The organism is Microcoleus sp. F4-D5 (genome assembly GCF_036704885.1).
Classification (GTDB): domain Bacteria; phylum Cyanobacteriota; class Cyanobacteriia; order Cyanobacteriales; family Microcoleaceae; genus Microcoleus.
On the sequence record NZ_JAUBSX010000170.1, the window covers coordinates 1 to 3,094 of the forward strand.

General features: G+C 46.8%; 3 protein-coding genes. 2 read left to right on the forward strand and 1 reads right to left on the reverse strand.

Annotated features, from left to right (window positions below; all coding sequences use genetic code 11):
• Positions 1-267: 267 nt before the first annotated feature.
• Positions 268-420 (reverse strand): hypothetical protein, encoded by a 153-nt coding sequence (locus QUA80_RS33240; protein WP_333429158.1) that lies wholly within the window; start codon positions 418-420, stop codon positions 268-270.
• Between the two features lie 232 nt (positions 421-652).
• Between QUA80_RS33240 and QUA80_RS33245 the strand changes: the two genes are divergently transcribed.
• The gene (locus tag QUA80_RS33245) at positions 653-1,483 is read left to right on the forward strand and encodes a ParA family protein (RefSeq protein WP_190655507.1); all 831 of its coding nucleotides are present in this window, start codon (positions 653-655) and stop codon (positions 1,481-1,483) included.
• Between the two features lie 108 nt (positions 1,484-1,591).
• Positions 1,592-2,737: a ParB/RepB/Spo0J family partition protein gene (locus QUA80_RS33250; RefSeq protein ID WP_190655504.1), complete on the forward strand. Its 1,146-nt coding sequence runs from the start codon at positions 1,592-1,594 to the stop codon at positions 2,735-2,737.
• Positions 2,738-3,094 lie beyond the last annotated feature (357 nt).

Consider the following 3,094-nt stretch of genomic DNA (forward strand, 5'->3'; position numbering starts at 1 on the left):
GACGCCCAGACATTTTAATATTCTCCTTTACTTTTCAGGTAACTCTAGCATAACTTTAGAAAAATGGTATTACACTTGTCGAAGCCAAGAATGACAATATCAAATCGGGAATTGCCCAGTGCATTGCAGAAATGTTGGCAGCCCAGATTTTTAATATTCAAAAAGATAACAGCATTTCCTGTGTTTATGGTGCAGTGACAACAGGCAGTATCTGGAGGTTCATGAAACTAGAAGATAGGACGGTTTATATTGAAACAACAGAGCATTTTATTGAAAACATTCAACTAATTCTAGGTATGTTAATGCAAATTGTTCAGTTGACTCGCCCAACCCTTCCGTGCCTTTGAAGTTCCCTAGTACATTGTACGATCGCACCGTCCCAAGACTGCGATCGAAGTTAACTCGGCGGTTAGATCCCATACCTCAGATATCGATATATGACGTTCCGTGTTTCAGTCTAGCGATCGAACTTAAATTCTTTTCAACAATCTTCCCCGTACTAAACTTGACGATAATCTACTCGTCAGACTAAATATTAACTTGCTGTTTCACCGTGGGGCCCAACGGTGGTTTACCGCGATGCTCTCATATATCGATATCTGATGCCGACTCTCGATATATGATACTTAAATCATCTACTTAATTCAAAACCATGCAAATTCGACTAGCAGTCATCAGCAATGCTGGCGGCACTGGCAAAACCACACTTTCAGTTCACCTCGCCTACGAACTGGGGTTAAGGGGTTTGAAAGTAGCCATTATGGATCTCGACCCCCAAGGCTCCCTGACCCTTTTTTGCGGTCTAAATCCGCCAGAGCCAGAACACACACTGTCCGCCATAATGCGAGAAAGCTTCAATGGCTCTTGGCCTCTTACTCCTAGCTGGAGTTCCCACACCAATAATATAACCGTTTGTCAAGGCGGAATGACGCTGACGCAAACAGCAGACGAGTTAGTTCTGCACAAGCGTGGCGCTTATCTTCTGGGCGATTGCCTGAGTGACTATCCAATGGATCACGACCTAATTATCTTCGACTGCCCCGCTACCCTCGGCCCCTTGCCCTTGATGGCACTAACTGCTTGCACTCATATAATAGTGCCCGTACAGCTCGAACCAAAATCAATTCAAGGAGCAGCTCACCTGCTGGAGTGGTACTACCACCATTGCAAACAATTACGCCTCAAGCCGCAACCAGAAATCTTAGGGTTTGTACCCAACCAATACGATACGAAACGAGCCGTCCACCGACAACTTTTAGAGTCATTGCCAGCCCAGCTAGAGCAGATGAATATCCGCGTTTTTCCACCTATTCGGGACAGTGCAGAATTTGTCAATGCCAGCGGTCAAGGGTTGCCATTACACCTTTATCGCCCGCTTCACCCAGCTTTAGGCGACTTCAAAGAAATTGTTAAACAGTTAGCTACTTTAATGGGAAATGGAGTTGCTCCGGCTATTGCCAAAAAAGGAAAAAAAAAGAAATAGTGTTTGATTCACAGTCACAACTTGCGCCGGCGAAAACGAATCCTTCGTTTTTGGCTTATAGGCATGAACTGACTTCTTCCAATCCCCAATTTAAAATCTAAAATCGCTATGGCCACCCGTAAAGCTCCCGACTTGGGAAATTATTTTTCATCCGCCAAGCAGTCAATGCACCTCTCTGAAGCTGAATCCGAGATTCAGGAACTCAAAGCAGAAATTGAAGAACTGCGAAAATCGGGTTCAACGGAATTGGAATCTCAATTGACTGCACTGCGAGAACAACTAGAATCCGCCAGCGGTATCCTCTCCATTTCACTAGACCAAATTCAGCCTAATCCTGAACAACCCAGACAGACTTTTTTGCCAGAAAGTATCGAGTCCATGTCCCGTTCCCTCGCTAGTGACGGACAACTGCAACCCATTATCTTGATTCAACGGGGGGATTTGGTGATATTCGATGGAGAGCGGCGCTGGCGCAGCGCTAAAAATCTGGGCTGGGAAACTTTACAAGCTGTGATCGTTCCAGAACCCGCGGCTTTGCACCGCAAAGCACTGCTGACTTCCCTGCACCGGGAAGATCTCAATCCCCTCGATAAAGCAGAAGCTATTGTGCGGGAGTTGTCTGAAAATACGGGTTTGGAAGCTGCAACTATCCCCCGCATTCTCTCGACAGTGGTGCGACGCTTGAACGCGCAAAAACGGATGAACTTGGTTTCCGAGTTGGTGACGGTGGCACCTGACGAGCAGCAACAGGGTTTGGCCGCTGTGGGTTTGGATGAACAAGAGTTGGCCGTTTTGCGGACACTGTTGGATTTGCAGCTCAATCCCGCTTCTATCGATGCCAACATTTTCCCGATGCTGTCTTTGGCTGATGACCTTAAGACTGCTATCAGGCAATTAGGACTTAAAGGGGTTCATGCAATGGCTCTTTCTAAACTCTCTGCTAAAAATTTAGTCTTGCCAGAGGAAGAAGCGCAGCCGATTAGAGTTCAAGCAACCGATCGAGTTATTGCCGAGAAATTGTCGGTGACTCAAACTCGTAAATTGGTGCAAGAAATTATCAATTCTAATCTGGATGATTTCCCAGGGGCAGCCCGCCAATTCAAGCAGGTTAAGTTGGCAGCCGGGAATTTGAAAAAGCTCTCACCTCAAGTGTTGGAGCAAGCTGAGGTTGACCAACTTGTGGAGTTGCAGGAGGTTTTGCGCCAAAAGCTGGCGGAAATTGAGGCGGTTTTAAAGCAAAATACTGAGAAATAACGGCAAAGTTTCGATCGGTCTGCTTGCTAAAATCGATCGAGTGGAAACACTCGCCGTTTTCATCGCTCCGTATGCCTCTAATCTTGGCAAACCAGGGTACGAAAAAACCGCTGAGATACGAGCGGGAAGGGGGTTGGTTGATGATTTCTGCGGCGTGGGCTTCGTCGTCGGGGATGGGGCCGATCAGGTCGAGTTGTAAGGCGTCGATTAGGTCTTGGCGGACTTGGGCGGGGGTTGTTGGGGTTGCATTGATATTCATTATATGCCTTTACCTTTAATTACTGTAGTTTAGACTAACTAAAGATGAGAACGGTGGCCAAAGAAGAACTAGAGCCACCGCGCCGGGAGAGAATGAGG

Excerpts from the sequence above, each read along its gene's own strand:
- QUA80_RS33240 (WP_333429158.1), bottom strand. The coding sequence starts at position 420 with ATGGGATCTAACCGCCGAGTTAACTTCGATCGCAGTCTTGGGACGGTG.
- QUA80_RS33245 (WP_190655507.1), top strand. The coding sequence starts at position 653 with ATGCAAATTCGACTAGCAGTCATCAGCAATGCTGGCGGCACTGGCAAA.
- QUA80_RS33250 (WP_190655504.1), top strand. The coding sequence starts at position 1,592 with ATGGCCACCCGTAAAGCTCCCGACTTGGGAAATTATTTTTCATCCGCC.